We start from the raw sequence: 17,035 nt of genomic DNA, 5'->3' as shown, positions 1-17,035 counted from the left end.
GCCATAATGATTAGGGTGGGGCGCAGCCCGCTGCGCCCGGCGGGTCGGCTTGCCGGCCCCGTCTCCCTTTACCCGCCGGTTCTCCGCCGGCGGGTTTCGCAGCCAAGGGTTCAGAGTATGTCAGAGCAGCTCCTCTATTTTCTGCAGCAGATGTTCAACGGCTTAACGTTGGGCAGCACCTATGCATTGATCGCCATCGGTTACACCATGGTTTACGGCATCATCGGCATGATCAACTTCGCCCACGGCGAGGTGTACATGATCGGCAGCTATGTCTCCTTTATCGTTATCGCCGCCCTGATGATGCTCGGCATCGACGTCGGCTGGTTGCTGATCGGCGCCGCGTTCCTGGTCTCGATCGTCATCGCCAGCGCCTACGGCTGGAGTATCGAGCGGGTGGCCTACAAACCGGTGCGCAACTCCAAGCGCCTGATTGCGCTGATCTCGGCCATCGGCATGTCGATATTCCTGCAAAACTACGTCAGCCTGACGCAGGGTTCGCGCGATCTGGCGCTGCCCAGCCTGGTGACCGGCCAGTGGGTGCTGGGGGAAAGCAACGGCTTCGCCGCCACCATCAGCACCATGCAGCTGACCATCTGGCTCGTGACCTTCCTGGCGATGCTGGCGCTGACGCTGTTTATCCGCTATTCACGCATGGGCCGCGCCTGCCGCGCCTGCGCGGAAGATCTGAAGATGGCCAGCCTGCTGGGCATCAACACCGACCGGGTGATCTCGCTGACTTTCGTCATTGGTGCGGTGATGGCGGCGGTGGCCGGGGTGTTGCTCGGCCAGTTCTACGGCGTCATCAACCCTTACATCGGCTTTATGGCCGGTATGAAAGCCTTTACCGCTGCGGTCCTGGGCGGCATCGGCAGCATTCCCGGCGCGATGATCGGCGGCCTGGTGCTGGGCGTGGCGGAAGCGCTGACCTCCGCTTATTTGAGCACCGAATACAAAGACGTGGTGTCGTTCGCGTTGCTGATCGTGGTGCTGCTGATCATGCCGACCGGCATTCTTGGGCGTCCGGAGGTTGAGAAAGTATGAAACTCAATCTGCTTAATGCGCTGATCGCCACGGCGGTGCTGTTCGTGATGGCGTCGTTCCTGATGGGCATGCAGCTCAGCCTGGACGGCACCAAACTGGTGGTGCACGGCGCGGCGGAAGTGCGCTGGATGTGGATCGGCATCGGCTGCGTCATCGTCTTTTTCTTCCAGCTGTTGCGCCCGCTGCTGCTGCAGGGCCTGAAAAAGGTCTCCGGCCCGGCGTTCGTGCTGCCGAGCTTCGACGGCACCACGCCGCGGCAAAAGCTGCTGGCGGCTCTGCTCATCGTCGCGGCGGTCGCCTGGCCGTTCCTGGTGTCGCGCGGCACGGTGGATATCGCCACCCTGACGCTGATCTACGTGATGCTGGGCCTCGGCCTCAACGTGGTGGTGGGTTTGTCCGGTCTGCTGGTGCTCGGCTACGGCGGTTTCTATGCTATCGGCGCCTACACCTACGCGCTGCTGAATCACTATTACGGTTTCGGATTTTGGGAGAGCCTGCCGCTGGCGGGTATCGTCACCGCCGCCTTCGGCTTCCTGCTCGGTTTCCCGGTGCTGCGGCTGCGCGGCGACTATCTGGCGATCGTGACGCTCGGCTTCGGCGAGATCGTGCGCATCCTGCTGCTGAACAATACCGAGATCACCGGCGGGCCGAACGGCATCAGCCAGATCCCGAAACCGACCTTTTTCGGCCTGGAGTTCAACCGCAGCGTGCGCGACGGCGGTTGGGATACCTTCCATAACTTCTTCGGCCTGAAATACGATCCGAGCGATCGCATCGTGTTCCTGTACCTGGTGGCGCTGCTGCTGGTGGTGCTGACGCTGTTCGTCATCAACCGCCTGCTGCGCATGCCGCTCGGGCGCGCCTGGGAAGCGCTGCGTGAAGACGAGATCGCCTGCCGCTCGCTGGGCCTCAGCCCGACGCGCATCAAGCTGACCGCCTTTACCATCAGCGCCGCCTTCGCCGGGTTTGCCGGCACGCTGTTCGCCGCGCGCCAGGGTTTCGTCAGCCCGGAATCCTTCACCTTCGTCGAGTCGGCCTTCGTATTGGCGATCGTGGTGTTGGGGGGCATGGGCTCGCAGTTCGCGGTCATTCTGGCGGCGATCCTGCTGGTGGTGTCGCGCGAGCTGATGCGCGATCTGAATGAATACAGCATGTTGCTGCTGGGTGCGCTGATGGTGCTGATGATGATTTGGCGGCCGCAGGGGCTGTTGCCGATGAAACGGCCGCAGCTGAAGCTGCAGGCGGCGGACATTCACGCGGGCAAGGGGGAACAGGCATGAGCGTTCAACCTTTACTTCAGGTGGAAGGCCTGTCGATGCGTTTCGGCGGGTTGCTGGCGGTCAACAATGTGGCGTTGACGCTCAATGAAGGCGAAATCGTGTCGCTGATCGGCCCCAACGGCGCCGGTAAAACCACGGTATTCAACTGCCTGACCGGTTTTTACCGTCCGAGCGGCGGCACCATCAAATTGCGCGATCGCCATCTGGAAGGGCTGGCGGGGCAGGCCATTGCCCGTATGGGCGTGGTGCGCACCTTCCAGCATGTGCGGCTGTTCCGTGAAATGACGGTGATTGAGAACCTGCTGGTGGCGCAGCATCAGCACCTGAAAAGCGGCGTGTTCGCCGGGTTGCTGAAAACCCCGGCCTTCCGCCGCGCCGAAGCCGGAGCGCTGGCGCGCGCGGCGGAGTGGCTGGAGCGCGTCGGCCTGCTATCGATGGCCAACCGTTCGGCGGGCAACCTGGCCTACGGGCAGCAGCGTCGGCTGGAGATCGCCCGCTGCATGGTGACCCGGCCGGAGCTGCTGATGCTGGACGAACCGGCCGCCGGCCTCAACCCGAAAGAGACCGACGAGCTGGATCATCTGATCGTCGAGCTGCGCGATCGGCATAAGGTCTCGGTGCTGCTGATCGAGCACGACATGAAGCTGGTGATGGGCATTTCCGATCGCATTTACGTGGTGAATCAGGGCACGCCGCTGGCGCAGGGCACACCGGCGGAGATCCGTAACAACCCGGACGTGATCCGGGCTTATTTGGGCGAAGAATAATATGTTGTCATTCAATCAGGTATCCGCCCATTACGGCAAAATTCAGGCGCTGCATCAGGTCAGTCTCACGATAAGTCAGGGCGAAATCGTGACGTTAATCGGCGCCAACGGCGCCGGTAAAACCACGCTGCTCGGCACCCTGTGCGGCGAACCGCGCGCCAGCGAAGGCAGCATCGTCTTTCAGGGCCAGGACATCACCCAGTGGCAAACCTCGCGCATCATGCGTGAAGCGGTGGCGATCGTACCGGAAGGGCGGCGCGTCTTCTCGCGCATGACGGTGGAAGAAAACCTGGCGATGGGCGGCTTCTTCGCCGATCGCCAGCAGTATCAACAGCGCATCGAACGGGTGTTCACGCTGTTCCCGCGCCTGCTGGAGCGCCGAAACCAGCGCGCCGGCACCATGTCCGGCGGCGAACAGCAAATGCTGGCCATCGGCCGCGCGCTGATGAGCCAGCCGAAGCTGCTGCTGCTCGACGAACCTTCGCTTGGGCTGGCGCCCATCATCATCCAGCAGATTTTCGACATCATTCAGCAACTGCGGGAAGAGGGCATGACCATCTTCCTGGTGGAGCAAAACGCCAATCAGGCGCTGAAATTGGCGGACCGCGGTTATGTGCTGGAAAACGGCCGCGTGGTGTTGGAAGATACGGGGGCTGCATTGTTAGCCAACGAAGCAGTGAGGTCGGCGTATCTGGGCGGTTAATCCGCCCCCCTACGAATTAAAATAATCAGGTACGAGAAGAAGAAATGAAGACAGAAGGGTTACTCGCGCAGCGCATCGTTAACGTAAAAAGTTCGGCCATCCGTGAATTGCTTAAGCACAGCAAGATGGAACACGTCATTTCGCTGGCGGGCGGCATCCCCTCTGATGCGCTGTTCGATTTCGAAGGATTGAGCATTGCCACCCAGCAGGCGATCACCGAACAGCCGAAAAGCGCGTTCCAGTATGGCCTGACCGAGGGCAGCCCGCTGCTACGTGAGCGCATTTGCGCGCTGTGCGCCGAGCGCGGCGTCACCGCGCGCGCGGAAGAGGTGATGGTCACCGCCGGTTCTCAGCAGGCACTGGATTTGGTGATGCGCGCCATCGTCAACCCGGGCGACGTGTTCGTGGTGGAGCGCCCGACCTACCTGGCGGCGCTGCAAACGCTGGAACTGGCGGAAGCCAACATCATGTCGGTCTCGTCCGACAGCGACGGCATGGTGGTGGAAGAGCTGGCCGAGCTGCTGAAAACCCAGCGTATCAAGGGCGTGTACGTGGTGCCGAACTTCGGCAACCCGAGCGGCATCACCCTCAGCGCCGCGCGCCGCGAACTGCTGGTGAAGCTGGCCGCCGAACATAACTTCCTGATCATCGAAGACGATCCGTACGGCGAGCTGCGTTTCACCGAAGAGCGCCACCCGACGCTGCATCAGGTGTCGCAGCGGGTGCTGGGCAATACCGACCACATCATCTATACCTCGACCTTCTCCAAGATCCTGGCGCCGGGCCTGCGCCTGGGATGGGCGATCCTGCCGCCGTTCCTGCTGCATAAAGTGGCGATCATCAAACAGGCGGCGGATCTGCACGCCAGCGCCCTGTCGCAGAGCATCGTCGAATGCTATCTCGGCCTGGATCGCCTGCCGGCTCAGATCGACAAGATCCGCGCCGCCTACAAACTGAAGGGCGAGATCCTGGCCGGTTTGGTGGAGCAGGAGCTGGGCGACTACATCACCTTCGATAAACCGAAGGGCGGCATGTTCCTGTGGGCGCGTTTCCGCCAGCCGTTCAACGCCACCGAATGGCTGAACACCACGCTGCAGCAGGGCGTGGTGTTCGTGCCGGGGGAATACTTCTTCTCCGACAACCCGGATCGTTCGACCTTCCGCCTGTCGTTCGCCACCGCCACCGAGCAGCAGATGCAAGAAGCGGTCGCGCGCCTGCGCCGTTCGCTGTAAGCCTCGCGGCGGCGGAGCCGATGCCCGCCGCCGACATCAAACCGCCATCTTCACTTCACCTTGCCGTCATGTGGCTGTCATCTAACGGTTATTTTTCTGTCATCCGCGCATGGCATGTTAGCTTCCGAACAAAAAACTGATTCTTTTCGCTCACGCGCTTTTACACCAGCTTTTTCAGGAGTTAGGCATGCTCACCTACGCTATTCGCAAAACCACGCTGTGCGTCGCATTGACCCTGGCGGTCAGCGCCCAGGCGCTGGCGGCGACAGAAATCCCGTTCTGGCATTCGATGGAAGGCGAACTGGGTAAAGAAGTGGACTCTCTGGCGGATCGCTTCAACCAGTCGCACAGCGACGTCAAGATTGTACCGGTTTATAAAGGCAACTACGAACAGAGCCTGGCGGCGGGTATCGCCGCTTACCGCTCCGGCAAGGCGCCGGCGATCTTGCAGGTTTACGAAGTGGGCACCGCCACCATGATGGCCAGCAAAGCCATCAAGCCGGTCTACGAAGTGTTTAAAGAGGCCGGTATCAACTTCGACGAATCGGTGTTCGTGCCGACGGTGGCCGGCTATTACACCGACAACAAGAGCGGGCATCTGCTGTCGCAGCCGTTCAACAGCTCCACGCCGGTGCTGTACTACAACAAAGACGCCTTCAAAAAGGCCGGCCTGAACCCGGATCAACCGCCGAAAACCTGGCAGGAACTGGCGGCGGATACCGCCAAGCTGCGCGAAGCCGGCATGAAGTGCGGTTACGCCAGCGGCTGGCAAGGTTGGATCCAACTGGAGAACTTCAGCGCCTGGCACGGCGTGCCGTTCGCCAGTGAAAACAACGGTTTCGGCGGCACCAGTGCCAAGCTGGAGTTCAACCAACCGCTGCAGGTCAAGCATATCGCGCTGCTCGAAGCGATGAACAAGAAGGGTGATTTCACCTACTTCGGCCGCAAAGACGAATCCACCGAGAAGTTCTACAACGGCGATTGCGCCATCACCACCGCCTCTTCCGGTTCGCTGGCGGACATCAAGCACTACGCCAAATTCAACTACGGCGTCGGCATGATGCCGTACGATGCCGACGCGAAAAACGCGCCGCAGAACGCCATCATTGGCGGGGCCAGCCTGTGGGTGATGAACGGCAAAGACGCCGCCACCTACAAGGGCGTAGCCGAATTCCTGCAGTACCTGGCGCAGCCGGAAATCGCCGCCGAATGGCACCAGAAGACCGGCTATCTGCCGATCACCACCGCGGCTTACGACCTGACCAAGCAGCAGGGCTTCTATGACAAGAACCCGGGCGCCGACGTCGCCACTCGCCAGATGCTGAACAAGCCGCCGTTGCCGTTCACCAAGGGCCTGCGCCTGGGCAACATGCCGCAGATCCGCAGCGTGGTGGATGAGGAGCTGGAAGGCGTGTGGACCGGCAAGAAAACGCCTCAGCAGGCGTTGGACGCGGCCGTGCAGCGCGGTGACGTACTGCTGCGTCGCTTCGAAGCATCAACCAAATAACCCTGCGTCGCGGGCCCGGCGGACCGGGCCCGCGTCTTCACGCCGATCCTTCCGTGCCCGATTAATGGTTTAACTGCTATGTCATCTTCCCGTCCCGGTTTCGGCTGCAGCTGGTTGCCCTATGCATTGGTGCTGCCGCAGCTGCTGATTACCGCCGTGTTCTTTTTATGGCCCGCCGGCGAGGCGCTGTGGTATTCGGTGCAGAGTCTCGATCCGTTCGGCCTGTCCAGCCAGTTTGTCGGGCTGGATAACTTTAAGCAGCTGTTCCAGGATCCTTACTACCTCGACTCGTTCTACACCACGCTGATCTTCAGCTTCCTGGTGGCGGGCATCGGGCTGGCGGTCTCGCTGTTCTTCGCTGCGCTGGTGGACTACGTGCTGCGCGGCAGCCGCCTCTATCGCACGCTGATGATCCTGCCCTACGCGGTGGCGCCGGCGGTGGCGGCGGTGCTGTGGATCTTTCTGTTCAACCCCGGTCTCGGGTTGATCACCCACTTCCTCAATGGGCTGGGCTATAACTGGAACCATGCGCAAAACAGCGGCCAGGCGATGTTCCTGGTGGTGCTGGCCTCGGTATGGCAGCAGATAAGCTATAACTTCCTGTTTTTCCTCGCGGCGCTGCAGTCGATCCCGCGTTCGCTGGTGGAGGCGGCGGCCATCGACGGCGCCGGCCCGGTACGCCGCTTCTTCCATCTGGTGCTGCCGCTGATCGCGCCGGTGAGCTTCTTCCTGCTGGTGGTCAATCTGGTGTACGCCTTCTTCGATACCTTCCCGGTGATCGACGCCGCCACCGGCGGCGGGCCGGTGCAGTCCACCACCACGTTGATCTACAAGATCTACCGCGAAGGCTTCGCCGGGTTGGATCTCTCCAGCTCCGCCGCGCAGTCGGTGATCCTGATGCTGCTGGTGATCGGCCTGACGGTGATCCAGTTCCGCTTCGTTGAACGTAAGGTGCGCTACCAATGATTGAGAATCGACGCGGGCTGGATGTCTTCAGCCATGTGATGCTGATTATCGGCGTGCTGGTGGTGCTGTTCCCGCTGTACGTGGCCTTTGTCGCCGCCACGCTGGACGACAAACAGGTGTTTCAGGTGCCGATGACGCTGGTGCCCGGCGGCCACCTGTGGGAGAACATCCGCAATATCTGGCAGGGCGGCGTGGGCAACCTCAAAGTGCCCTTCTCGTTGCTGCTGCTGAACAGCGTGATCATGGCGCTGGCGATCACCTGCGGCAAGATCGCGGTGTCGGTGCTGTCGGCTTACGCCATCGTATATTTCCGTTTCCCGCTGCGCAGCCTGTTCTTCTGGCTGATTTTCCTCACCCTGATGCTGCCGGTGGAGGTGCGCATTTTCCCGACGGTGGAGGTGATCTCCAACCTCAACCTGCTGGACAGCTATACCGGCCTGACGCTGCCGCTGATGGCCTCGGCCACCGCCACCTTCCTGCTGCGCCAGTTCTTCATGACGTTGCCGGATGAGCTGCTGGAGGCGGCGCGCATCGACGGCGCCGGGCCGATGCGTTTCTTCTGGGACATCGTGTTGCCGCTGTCGAAAACCAATCTGGCGGCGCTGTTCGTCATCACCTTTATCTACGGCTGGAACCAATACCTGTGGCCGATCCTGATCACCAGCGACGCCTCGATGGGCACCGCGGTGGCGGGCATCAAGAGCATGATCTCCACTTCCGGCGCGCCGACCCAGTGGAACCAGGTGATGGCGGCGATGATTCTGACTTTATTGCCACCGTTGGCGGTGGTGCTTCTGATGCAGCGCTGGTTTGTGCGCGGTCTGGTTGATAGCGAGAAATAACGACGATGGCAGGATTAAAACTACAGGCGGTCACCAAGTCTTACGACGGTAAAACGCCGGTGATCAAACAGATCGATCTCGATGTGGCGGACGGTGAGTTCATCGTGATGGTCGGCCCGTCCGGCTGCGGCAAGTCCACGCTGCTGCGCATGGTGGCCGGGCTGGAACGCACCACCAGCGGTGATATTTATATCGATACCCGGCGCGTGACCGATCTGGAGCCCAAGGATCGCGGCATCGCGATGGTGTTCCAGAACTACGCGCTCTATCCGCACATGAGCGTGTACGACAACATGGCTTACGGCCTCAAGATCCGCGGTTTCGGCAAGGATCATATCCGCCAGCGGGTGGAGGAGGCGGCGCGCATTCTGGAGCTGGAGCCGCTGCTCAAGCGCAAACCGCGCGAGCTATCCGGCGGCCAGCGCCAGCGCGTGGCGATGGGGCGCGCCATCGTGCGCGAACCGGCGGTATTCCTGTTCGACGAGCCGCTGTCCAACCTGGACGCCAAACTGCGGGTGCAGATGCGCCTGGAGCTGCAACAGCTGCACCGACGCCTGAAAACCACCAGCCTGTACGTGACCCACGACCAGGTGGAGGCGATGACGCTGGCGCAGCGGGTGATCGTGATGAATAAGGGCGTGGCGGAGCAGATCGGCACCCCGAGCGAAGTGTACCAACGGCCGGCTTCGCTGTTCGTCGCCGGCTTTATCGGCTCGCCGGCGATGAACCTGTTGCCCGGCACCCTGAGCGCCGACGGCGGCCAGCTGCTGCTGGCGGACGGCATGGCGCTGCCGTTGCCGGCGGCCAAGCCGCAGTGGGCGGGACGGCAGTTGACGCTGGGCATTCGGCCGGAGCATATTCAGCTGGTGGCGCAAGGCCAGGGCGTGCCGCTGCAGCTGCAGACGCTGGAACTGCTGGGAGCCGATAATCTGGCGCACGGCCAGTGGGGCGGTCACGGGGTGATCGCGCGGCTGTCGCATGAAACCTTGCCGGCGGCGGGCAGTACGCTATATTTGCAGCTGCCTGCTCAGGCGCTGCACTTCTTTGACACCCACAGCGGATTACGGATGGATTGATGACGAGACCCTGGCCTTACCCTCATATTGTCGCCCACCGCGGCGGCGGTTCTCTGGCGCCGGAAAACACTCTGGCGGCGATCGACGTCGGCGCGCGCCACGGCCACAAGATGATCGAGTTCGACGCCAAGCTGGCGCAGGACGGACAAATTTTCCTGCTGCATGACGATACGCTGGATCGCACCAGCAACGGCTGGGGCGTGGCGGGCGAACTGCCGTGGGATAAACTGGTGCAGCTGGACGCCGGCAACTGGTACAGCTCGGCCTTCAAGGGCGAGCGGCTGCCGCTGCTGTCGGAGGTGGCGGAACGCTGCCGGGAACATGGCCTGATGGCCAATATCGAGATCAAACCGACCACCGGCAGCGACGATGAAACCGGCCGGGTGGTGGCGCTGGCGGCGCGGTTGCTGTGGCAAGGGCAGACCGACCCGCTGCTCTCCTCCTTCTCGGTGGAAGCGTTGGCGGCGGCGCAGCGCACCGTGCCGGATTTGCCGCGTGGCCTGCTGCTGGAGGAGTGGGACGACAACTGGCGCGAGCTGACGGAGCGTCTGGACTGCGTCTCGCTGCATATCGACCACAAAGCGCTGACCGCCGAGCGGGTGAACGCGTTGAAAGACGCCGGGCTGCGCATTCTGGTGTATACCGTCAACCAACCGGATCGCGCGCGCCTGCTGCTCGACTGGGGCGTTGACTGCATTTGCACCGACCGGATAGATTTGATTGGCTCGGATTTTTAATCCGGCGCCGATAAATCCCGCGACGACAAGCCTTGCCGCCGCGCCAACGGAAGGAATGCGATGCCAGGCTTTATGATGTCACTGTGGCACCAGATCGTGCTGTCTTTACCGCTGTTCGTCCTGATCGCGTTGGGTTATGGGCTGATTCGCTGGGGGAAATGGCCTTCCAGCATCACCGATGGCCTGACGCGCTTTGTGTTTTCCCTCGCCTTGCCCGCCATGCTGTTTCGCATGATGTGCGACTTCTCGCAGCGCCCGGCGGTCGATGCCCGGCTGTTGATCGCGTTCTTCGGCAGTTGCCTGATCGTGTTCGTACTCGGCCGCCTGGTTGCCCGGCACCTCTTCCGGCTGGATGGCGTCGCCGGATCGGTGTTTGCGCTGGGCGGTATTTTCTCCAATAACGTGATGCTCGGTTTACCGATCGCCAGCGTGATGCTGGGGCAGGCGGCGATCCCGTCGGTGGCGCTGGTGCTGGTGTTCAACGGCCTGATCCTGTGGACGCTGGTCACGGTGTCGATCGAATGGGCGCGCAACGGCTCGCCGACGCTGGGGGGCTTTGCTAAAACCGCGCGCAGCGTGCTGACCAACCCGCTGATCGTCGGCATTTTGTCCGGCACGCTGTTTAGCCTGACCGGCTTGCCGCTGCCGGACTTCGTCGATCGGCCGGTCAGCATGCTCGGCCAGGTGGCGGCGCCGCTGTCGCTGGTGGTGCTCGGCATGGGCCTGGCGGAGTATCGCATCAGCGAAGGCTGGCAGCTGAGCAGCGCCATCTGCGTGCTGAAGTTGCTGGTGCAGCCGTTGGTGATTTGGCTGCTGGCCTGGATGATGGATCTGCCGCCGATGGAGACCCGCGTGGTGGTGCTGTTGGGCTCAATGGCGGTGGGGGTGAATGTCTACCTGATGTCGCGTCAGTTCAATACGCTCACCGGCCCGGCCGCCACCAGCCTGGTGATGTCCACCGTGCTGGCGGCGATCACCACGCCGCTGATCCTCACCGTTATGGGCGTGCGGGCGTAGCCGGCAGCGGGGCCTGCGGCACCGCCGGCGCGGTGCGGTTGAACGGATCGCGCGGCTGGTTGCCGTTAGGCAGCAGCTGGCCGCCGTTCGGCGTGGTTTGCAACAGCTGTTGCCGTTGATTGTCGAACTGGCGCTGCTGTTGCAGGCGGCGTTGATCCATCTGCCGGTTGTTCAACAAGCGCTGTTGCTGCGCCTGTTGGCTGTTTTGGTTGAGAAGCTGCTGCTGTGAACGCAGATCGGTTACGCCGTTGGCCGCTGCAGCCAGGCCGGGCAGCAACAGCAGAGCGAACAGGATGTGAGACGTTTTCATGATGGTTACCTCGCTTTTTTATTAAGCCTAACCCAGCGGTGAAATTTTGCTGGTAGTTTGTATTTTGTTCAAATGTAAACCGCCTTTTCGCCAACGCGGTGCCCATCTTCCGTTACAATCGCCCTTTCGGTCTTTTTAGGGTGAACCCATCGTGCTGCTTTTGGTTATAACCACCATTCTGTGGGCGTTTTCTTTCAGCCTGATCGGCGAGTATTTGGCGGGTCAGGTCGACAGCGGGTTTTCGGCGCTGGTGCGCATCGGGCTGGCGGCGCTGGTGTTCCTGCCGTTCCTGCGTTGGCGCAATATCAAGCCCAGGGTGATCCTGCTGTATATGCTGGTGGGCGCCTTCCAGCTGGGCATCATGTATCTGTTCAGCTTCCGCGCCTATCTCTACCTGACGGTACCCGAATTCCTGCTGTTCACCGTGTTGACGCCGCTGTACATCACGCTGATCTACGACTTACTGAGCGGCCGACGTTTACGCTGGGGCTATGTGTTCAGCGCGCTGCTGGCGGTGCTGGGCGCGGCGATCATTCGCTATCACCAACTGAGCGAACACTTCTGGTGGGGGCTGCTGTTGGTGCAGGCGGCGAACATCAGCTTCGCCATCGGCATGGTCGGCTATAAGCGCCTGATGGAAGTGCACCCCTTGCCGCAACACACCGCCTTTTCCTGGTTCTACCTGGGGGCGGCGGCGGTGGCGGTGGCGGCCTGGTTCCTGTGGGGCAATCCGCAGCAGCTGCCGACGACCAACCTGCAGTGGGGCGTGCTGGTTTGGCTGGGCGTGGTGGCGTCGGGGCTGGGCTATTTCATGTGGAACTACGGCGCGACGCAGGTGGATGCCGGCACGCTCGGCATCATGAACAACATGCATGTGCCGGCCGGCTTGTTGGTCAACCTGGCCATCTGGCAGCAACAGCCGCACTGGCCGAGCTTTATCATCGGCGGAGCGGTGATCGTCGCTTCGCTGTGGGTGCACCGCCGCTGGGTGGCGCCGAAACAGCTCGGCTAAACGGGAGGCCGACAGTTTATACGCCGGCCGCCAACGCTTTGGCGCCGGTCGCGCCGGGGCGTGCCGCGTCGCGCACGAACGGCAGATGATCGCAGGCGTGCTGGCGGGCCGAGCGGATGAAGGCTTCGGTCACCGCCTGGCGCTGTTCGCCGTCGCGCACGGCGGCGTACAGGCGGCTCCACAGGCCGTCACCCAGGGTTTTGGTCACCACCAGCCCCTGCCGTTCGAAACTCTCCACCACCCAATGCGGCAGCGCCGCAATTCCCATCCGCGCCGACACCATCTGGATCAGCAGCAGCGTGTTATCGACGTTCTTCAATGCCGGGTTGACGCCCGCCGGCTGCAGGAAATGCCGCCATATATCCAGCCGCTGGCGCTGCACCGGGTAAATCAACAGCGTTTCATCGCTCAAGTCTGCCGGCTCGATGTGCGGCTTGCCGGCCAGCGGATGATCCGGCGCCAGCACCAGACGCACCTCGAAATCGAACATCGGCGAATAGTGCAGGCCGCTGCGCGGCAGAATATCCGACGTCATCACCAGATCCAGCTCGCCCTGTTGCAGGGCCGGCTGCGGATCGAAAGTCACGCCGGAGGTGAAGTCCATCACCACCTGCGGGAAACGCTGGCGGAAGTTGTCCAGCGCCGGCGTCAGCCACTGAATGCAGCTGTGGCATTCGATGGCGATGCGCAGCGTGGTCTGGTGCGGCTCGTGGCAGGCCTGCAGCGCCTGTGAGATTTGCGGCAGCACCTGTTCCGCCAGCTGCAGCAGGATCTCGCCCTGGGCGGTGAAGCGCAGCGGTTGGCTCTTGCGCACGAACAGCTTGAAGCCCAGACGTTGCTCAAGATCGCTGAACTGGTGCGACAGGGCAGACTGCGTCTGATGAAGTTGGGCCGCCGCCCCCGCCAGCGAACCGCTGCTGCGCAGGGCCTGCAGCGTCCGTAAATGTTTCAGTTCGATCATGAGAGTCCTTCACATTGACAGTGAATAAATTGCGCTTGTGGTTAATACAGTACCTGCTGATTATGGATGTGTAAACATCTGGACGGCTAAATGGGGAATGAGACGATGGCAATTTTGAATCACACACTGGGTTTTCCTCGCGTTGGGCTACGACGTGAGCTGAAAAAAGCTCAGGAAAGCTACTGGGCTGGCAACTCAACGCAGGAAGAGCTGTTGGCGGTTGGCCGCGAGCTGCGCGCTCGCCATTGGCAACAGCAACAGCAGGCCGGGGTAGATTTGGTGCCGGTCGGCGATTTCGCCTGGTACGATCATGTGTTGACCACCAGCCTGCTGCTGGGCAACGTGCCGGCGCGTCATCAGAATGCGGATGGCTCGATCGATCTGGACACGCTGTTCCGCATCGGCCGTGGCCGCGCACCGACCGGCGAGCCGGCGGCCGCGGCGGAAATGACCAAATGGTTCAACACCAACTACCACTACATGGTGCCCGAGTTCCAACAAGGCCAGCAGTTCAAGCTGGGCTGGACCCAACTTCTGGATGAAGTGGACGAAGCGCTGGCGCTTGGTCACCGCATCAAACCGGTGCTGCTGGGCCCGGTGACCTATCTGTGGCTGGGTAAAGTGAAGGGCGAGCCGTTCGATCGCCTGTCGCTGTTGAAAGATATCCTGCCGGTTTACCAACAGGTGCTGGCCGAGCTGGCGAAACGCGGCGTCGAGTGGGTGCAAATTGACGAGCCTGCGCTGGTGCTGGAGCTGCCGCAGGCCTGGCTGGACGCCTTTAAACCGGCTTACGACGCGCTGCAGGGGCAGGTTAAGCTGCTGTTGACTACCTATTTCGACAGCGTCGGCCACAACCTCGACACTATTCGCACGCTGCCGGTGCAGGGGCTGCACGTCGATCTGGTCGCCGGCCATGACGATATCGCCGCGTTGAGCGCCGCATTGCCGCAAGACTGGCTGCTGTCGCTGGGCGTGATCAACGGCCGCAACGTTTGGCGCGCCGATCTGAGCCGCTGGTTCGAACGTCTTCAGCCGCTGGTGGGCACCCGCCCACTGTGGATCGGCACCTCCTGTTCACTGCTGCACAGCCCGATCGACCTGAGCGTGGAAAGCCGTCTGGATGAAGAAGTGAAAAGCTGGTTCGCCTTCGCGCTGCAAAAATGCGCCGAGTTGGCGCTGCTGGCTGCGGCGCTGAACGCGCCTGACGCGGCGAAGCAAGCCGAACTGGACGCCTACAGCGCACCGATCCGCGCCCGCCGTCAGTCGAGCCGTGTGCATAACCCACAGGTTGAGCGCCGTTTGGCCGCGATCACCGCGCAGGACAGCGAGCGCCACAGCGCTTACGCCGAGCGCGCCAGGGCGCAGCGCGAACGTTTCAACCTGCCGGCCTGGCCGACCACCACCATCGGTTCGTTCCCGCAGACCACCGAGATCCGCGGCCTGCGTCTGGACTTCAAGCAGGGCCGTCTGGACGGCAGCAACTACCGCACCAGCATCGGTGAGCACATCAAACAGGCGATCGTTGAGCAGGAGCGCCTCGGGCTGGACGTGCTGGTGCACGGTGAAGCCGAGCGCAACGACATGGTGGAATATTTCGGCGAGAACCTCGACGGCTTCGTGTTTACCCAGAACGGCTGGGTGCAGAGCTACGGCTCCCGCTGCGTGAAGCCGCCGGTGATCATCGGTGACGTCAGCCGCCCGGAAGCCATTACCGTCGAATGGGCGAAATTCGCCCAGTCGCTGACCGACAAGCCGGTAAAAGGCATGTTGACCGGGCCGGTGACCATCCTGTGCTGGTCGTTCCCGCGTGAAGACGTGACCCGCGAAGTGATTGCCAAGCAGATTGCGCTGGCGCTGCGCGACGAGGTGGAAGATCTGGAAAAAGCCGGCATCGGCATCATTCAGATCGACGAACCTGCGCTGCGCGAGGGGCTGCCGCTGCGTCAATCCGACTGGGCCGCCTACCTGAACTGGGCGGTGGACGCCTTCAAATTGAACGCCGCCGTGGCGCGGGACGACACCCAGATCCACACCCACATGTGTTACTGCGAGTTCAACGACATCATGGACTCCATCGCCGCGCTGGACGCTGACGTGATCACCATCGAGACCTCGCGTTCCGATATGGATCTGCTGGAAGCCTTCAAAGAGTTCGAATACCCGAACGAAATCGGGCCGGGCGTCTACGATATCCACTCGCCGAACGTGCCGAGCGTGGAATGGATCGAAGCGCTGCTGCGTAAAGCGGCGCAGAACATCCCGGCGGAACGCCTGTGGGTTAACCCGGACTGCGGCCTGAAAACCCGCGGCTGGCCGGAAACCCGGCAGTCGCTGGCCAACATGGTATTGGCGGCGCAGCGCCTGCGCGAGCAGGCGTGATGGCGTGCGGCGGATGAGCTCCGCCGCTTACAGATTGACTGGTGTGATGATTGGGCGCTTCGGCGCCCTTTTTTATGCGGTGGAGGTTACTTGACGCCGTGCTGGGCGAACCACGCCAGCATGCGTTGCCAGCCGTCCTCCGCCGCTTCGGCGTTGTAGCTGGGACGATAATCGGCGTTGAACGCATGCCCGACCTCGGGGTACACCACGATTTCGGCCTCGGCGTTGGCGGCGCGTATCGCCTGGCGCATGGTTTCCACCGTCTCCAGCGGAATGCCGCTGTCCTGCCCGCCATACAGCCCCAGTACCGGCGCCGACAGGTGGGTGGCGACATCGACCGGATGCTTCGGTGAATTCAGCGTTTTCTCGCCGACCAGTTTGCCGTACCAGGCGACCGCCGCCTTCAACTGCGGGTTGTGCGCCGCGTACAGCCAGGTAATGCGGCCGCCCCAGCAGAAGCCGGTGATCGCCAGCTTGCCGGCGTCGCCGCCGTGGCGGATAGCCCAGTGCGCGGCGTGATCCAGATCCGACAGCACCTGGCGATCCGGCACCCTGGTCACCAACTGCTGGAACAGCTCGCCGATATCGCTGTAGTCGTTGGCATCGCCCTGGCGAAAATAGAGCTCGGGCGCGATCGCCAGATAGCCCTGCTTGGCCAGGCGACGGCACAGATCCTGAATGTGCTCATGGACGCCGAAGATTTCCTGCACCACCAGCACGATGGGAAAGGGGCCGTTATGGTCGGCGGGTTTGGCGACGTAGGCCGGCAGCGCGTCGCCCTGAGAAGGGATGGTCGTTTGCCCGGCATGAATGCCCTGTTCGTCGGTGATAATCGCGGAGGCGGCCAACGGCGCGGCGGCCGGGGCGAATCCCCCCTGAGCCTGTTCTAATGTCATCACATGTTCGGTTTTCATTGCGGTCTCCGTGCAATAGAAAAAAGCGCTGAGATTAACTATAGGAAAGATTACCCATTATTGGCGCTGCGTGGCGCACTTTCGGACAAGTCGATAAAAAACGGCTAATTATCTGGCTTTGCGGCATTTTTAAGCGCTTTTTATCATGTTATTACGCGTTTTGGCCCGCGTAAGTGCCATAAGGTGCGTTAGAGGGCTTTTTTGCCCCTAAGCAACCGATAAGATGGAGTTATTTCGGATTGATGAGCTAAATAGTTTCAGTCGGCAACCAACGGGCAGGGAGCTGCA

The 17,035-nt window shown here is 62.0% G+C and carries 16 protein-coding genes; 13 read left to right on the top strand and 3 right to left on the bottom strand.

The window, feature by feature from the left end; all coding sequences use genetic code 11:
• The first annotated feature begins 117 nt into the window (after window positions 1–117).
• The 11 genes from livH to WFM45_RS20930 all read left to right on the top strand — a co-directional run bounded on the left by livH (window position 118) and on the right by WFM45_RS20930 (window position 11,171).
• Window positions 118–1,044 carry a high-affinity branched-chain amino acid ABC transporter permease LivH gene (gene livH, locus WFM45_RS20980; RefSeq protein ID WP_015376290.1) on the top strand — a complete coding sequence of 309 codons (927 nt, stop codon included), beginning with the start codon at window positions 118–120 and terminating at the stop codon, window positions 1,042–1,044.
• Window positions 1,041–2,324 (top strand): high-affinity branched-chain amino acid ABC transporter permease LivM, encoded by a 1,284-nt coding sequence (locus WFM45_RS20975; protein WP_004934385.1) that lies wholly within the window; start codon window positions 1,041–1,043, stop codon window positions 2,322–2,324. The genes livH and WFM45_RS20975 overlap by 4 nt, the downstream gene beginning before the upstream one ends.
• Window positions 2,321–3,091: a high-affinity branched-chain amino acid ABC transporter ATP-binding protein LivG gene (livG, locus tag WFM45_RS20970; RefSeq protein WP_336957156.1), complete on the top strand. Its 771-nt coding sequence runs from the start codon at window positions 2,321–2,323 to the stop codon at window positions 3,089–3,091. Before WFM45_RS20975 ends, livG begins: the two co-directional genes overlap by 4 nt.
• 1 nt (window position 3,092) lies before the next feature.
• On the top strand, window positions 3,093–3,794 hold the full coding sequence (gene livF / locus WFM45_RS20965) for a high-affinity branched-chain amino acid ABC transporter ATP-binding protein LivF (RefSeq protein WP_085058463.1): 702 nt from the start codon (window positions 3,093–3,095) through the stop codon (window positions 3,792–3,794).
• A gap of 44 nt (window positions 3,795–3,838) precedes the next feature.
• On the top strand, window positions 3,839–5,026 hold the full coding sequence (locus WFM45_RS20960; protein ID WP_164123529.1) for an aminotransferase-like domain-containing protein: 1,188 nt from the start codon (window positions 3,839–3,841) through the stop codon (window positions 5,024–5,026).
• Between the two features lie 187 nt (window positions 5,027–5,213).
• Complete coding sequence (gene ugpB, locus WFM45_RS20955; protein WP_004934396.1) at window positions 5,214–6,533, top strand: sn-glycerol-3-phosphate ABC transporter substrate-binding protein UgpB; 1,320 nt, start codon at window positions 5,214–5,216, stop codon at window positions 6,531–6,533.
• Window positions 6,534–6,611: 78 nt separating this feature from the next.
• Entirely contained in the window at window positions 6,612–7,499 is an 888-nt protein-coding gene (ugpA, locus tag WFM45_RS20950) for a sn-glycerol-3-phosphate ABC transporter permease UgpA (protein WP_015376293.1), read from the top strand.
• Complete coding sequence (gene ugpE / locus WFM45_RS20945) at window positions 7,496–8,341, top strand: sn-glycerol-3-phosphate ABC transporter permease UgpE (protein WP_033638989.1); 846 nt, start codon at window positions 7,496–7,498, stop codon at window positions 8,339–8,341. Before ugpA ends, ugpE begins: the two co-directional genes overlap by 4 nt.
• A gap of 5 nt (window positions 8,342–8,346) precedes the next feature.
• On the top strand, window positions 8,347–9,417 hold the full coding sequence (locus WFM45_RS20940) for a sn-glycerol-3-phosphate import ATP-binding protein UgpC (protein ID WP_038874163.1): 1,071 nt from the start codon (window positions 8,347–8,349) through the stop codon (window positions 9,415–9,417).
• Window positions 9,417–10,154 carry a glycerophosphodiester phosphodiesterase gene (gene ugpQ, locus WFM45_RS20935; protein ID WP_016929459.1) on the top strand — a complete coding sequence of 246 codons (738 nt, stop codon included), beginning with the start codon at window positions 9,417–9,419 and terminating at the stop codon, window positions 10,152–10,154. The genes WFM45_RS20940 and ugpQ overlap by 1 nt, the downstream gene beginning before the upstream one ends.
• 60 nt (window positions 10,155–10,214) lie before the next feature.
• The gene (locus WFM45_RS20930; protein ID WP_336957147.1) at window positions 10,215–11,171 is read left to right on the top strand and encodes an AEC family transporter; all 957 of its coding nucleotides are present in this window, start codon (window positions 10,215–10,217) and stop codon (window positions 11,169–11,171) included.
• Here the strand turns inward: WFM45_RS20930 and WFM45_RS20925 are convergent.
• Window positions 11,152–11,481, bottom strand: coding sequence for a hypothetical protein (locus WFM45_RS20925; protein ID WP_016929457.1), 330 nt, complete (start codon window positions 11,479–11,481; stop codon window positions 11,152–11,154). The two genes, WFM45_RS20930 and WFM45_RS20925, sit on opposite strands and share 20 nt — an antisense overlap.
• Before the next feature lie 151 nt (window positions 11,482–11,632).
• Here WFM45_RS20925 and WFM45_RS20920 point away from each other — a divergent pair, with 151 nt between their 5' ends.
• Window positions 11,633–12,493: a carboxylate/amino acid/amine transporter gene (locus WFM45_RS20920; protein ID WP_085337569.1), complete on the top strand. Its 861-nt coding sequence runs from the start codon at window positions 11,633–11,635 to the stop codon at window positions 12,491–12,493.
• 16 nt (window positions 12,494–12,509) lie between these two features.
• Here WFM45_RS20920 and metR read toward each other — a convergent pair whose 3' ends face one another.
• Window positions 12,510–13,454: an HTH-type transcriptional regulator MetR gene (gene metR, locus WFM45_RS20915; protein WP_015376299.1), complete on the bottom strand. Its 945-nt coding sequence runs from the start codon at window positions 13,452–13,454 to the stop codon at window positions 12,510–12,512.
• Window positions 13,455–13,544: 90 nt separating this feature from the next.
• Here metR and metE point away from each other — a divergent pair, with 90 nt between their 5' ends.
• On the top strand, window positions 13,545–15,833 hold the full coding sequence (gene metE, locus WFM45_RS20910) for a 5-methyltetrahydropteroyltriglutamate--homocysteine S-methyltransferase (protein ID WP_085337568.1): 2,289 nt from the start codon (window positions 13,545–13,547) through the stop codon (window positions 15,831–15,833).
• Between the two features lie 86 nt (window positions 15,834–15,919).
• Here metE and WFM45_RS20905 read toward each other — a convergent pair whose 3' ends face one another.
• Entirely contained in the window at window positions 15,920–16,747 is an 828-nt protein-coding gene (locus WFM45_RS20905; protein WP_099981884.1) for a dienelactone hydrolase family protein, read from the bottom strand.
• Window positions 16,748–17,035: the final 288 nt, after the last annotated feature.

The sequence above is a fragment of the Serratia sp. KG1D genome, assembly GCF_037150675.1.
GTDB lineage: Bacteria > Pseudomonadota > Gammaproteobacteria > Enterobacterales > Enterobacteriaceae > Serratia > Serratia nematodiphila.
Note: the sequence above shows the minus strand (reverse complement) of the source record. Positions and strands in the feature narration are given on the sequence as shown.

Bases quoted from the DNA above. Each gene is read 5' to 3' on its own strand.
- livG (WP_336957156.1), top strand. From the start codon at position 2,321: ATGAGCGTTCAACCTTTACTTCAGGTGGAAGGCCTGTCGATGCGTTTC.
- ugpE (WP_033638989.1), top strand. From the start codon at position 7,496: ATGATTGAGAATCGACGCGGGCTGGATGTCTTCAGCCATGTGATGCTG.
- WFM45_RS20940 (WP_038874163.1), top strand. From the start codon at position 8,347: ATGGCAGGATTAAAACTACAGGCGGTCACCAAGTCTTACGACGGTAAA.
- WFM45_RS20905 (WP_099981884.1), bottom strand. From the start codon at position 16,747: ATGAAAACCGAACATGTGATGACATTAGAACAGGCTCAGGGGGGATTC.
- livH (WP_015376290.1), top strand. From the start codon at position 118: ATGTCAGAGCAGCTCCTCTATTTTCTGCAGCAGATGTTCAACGGCTTA.
- ugpQ (WP_016929459.1), top strand. From the start codon at position 9,417: ATGACGAGACCCTGGCCTTACCCTCATATTGTCGCCCACCGCGGCGGC.
- WFM45_RS20925 (WP_016929457.1), bottom strand. From the start codon at position 11,481: ATGAAAACGTCTCACATCCTGTTCGCTCTGCTGTTGCTGCCCGGCCTG.
- ugpA (WP_015376293.1), top strand. From the start codon at position 6,612: ATGTCATCTTCCCGTCCCGGTTTCGGCTGCAGCTGGTTGCCCTATGCA.
- WFM45_RS20960 (WP_164123529.1), top strand. From the start codon at position 3,839: ATGAAGACAGAAGGGTTACTCGCGCAGCGCATCGTTAACGTAAAAAGT.
- WFM45_RS20930 (WP_336957147.1), top strand. From the start codon at position 10,215: ATGCCAGGCTTTATGATGTCACTGTGGCACCAGATCGTGCTGTCTTTA.
- livF (WP_085058463.1), top strand. From the start codon at position 3,093: ATGTTGTCATTCAATCAGGTATCCGCCCATTACGGCAAAATTCAGGCG.
- ugpB (WP_004934396.1), top strand. From the start codon at position 5,214: ATGCTCACCTACGCTATTCGCAAAACCACGCTGTGCGTCGCATTGACC.
- metE (WP_085337568.1), top strand. From the start codon at position 13,545: ATGGGGAATGAGACGATGGCAATTTTGAATCACACACTGGGTTTTCCT.
- WFM45_RS20975 (WP_004934385.1), top strand. From the start codon at position 1,041: ATGAAACTCAATCTGCTTAATGCGCTGATCGCCACGGCGGTGCTGTTC.
- metR (WP_015376299.1), bottom strand. From the start codon at position 13,454: ATGATCGAACTGAAACATTTACGGACGCTGCAGGCCCTGCGCAGCAGC.